This window comes from Arthrobacter sp. 10T425 (assembly GCF_056393985.1).
The window spans coordinates 1-387 of sequence record NZ_JBFTGZ010000111.1 but is presented as its reverse complement, the minus strand read 5'-3'; the positions used below and the strand labels follow the sequence as shown (position 1 = coordinate 387).

The following is a 387-nucleotide window of genomic DNA, read 5'->3' as shown; positions in this document are numbered from 1 at the left end:
GTGCGCGGGTGCGCAGGCGCCACTGCACGGTCAGGCGGGTGTGCTGGTCCAGCGTGACGCGGCTGCCATCGGCCAGTTGAACGGTGCGCGGCCCGGCCTCGGCGCTCAGGGACTCGGTGCGATAGGCGGGATCGGCCAGCCACGTGCCGGCGGCCAGCACCACCAGCGCGGCGGCGGCACCGGCGCGCACACGGTGTTGCCTGCGGCGGCGCGCAGTGGCGGCGGCCGTGATGGCTTCCACGGACGGAAATCGCTCGCGCAGCGCCTGCTGGTAGGGAGACAGCGGGTCGCCCGGCGGCGTGCGGGAATCGGGCATGGGCAGGGGAGGGGTCCTCACGATGACGGGGCCGGCGCGGCAGTTTCCGGGCGCGGCGGGGCGCCCAGGGC

General features: G+C 76.5%; 1 protein-coding gene. It reads right to left on the bottom strand.

Going from position 1 to position 387, the window contains the following annotated elements; genetic code table 11:
• On the bottom strand, positions 1-316 hold a 316-nt coding region (locus tag AC1DDH_RS20760; protein ID WP_476956261.1), incomplete at its 3' end, for a hypothetical protein.
• Positions 317-387 lie beyond the last annotated feature (71 nt).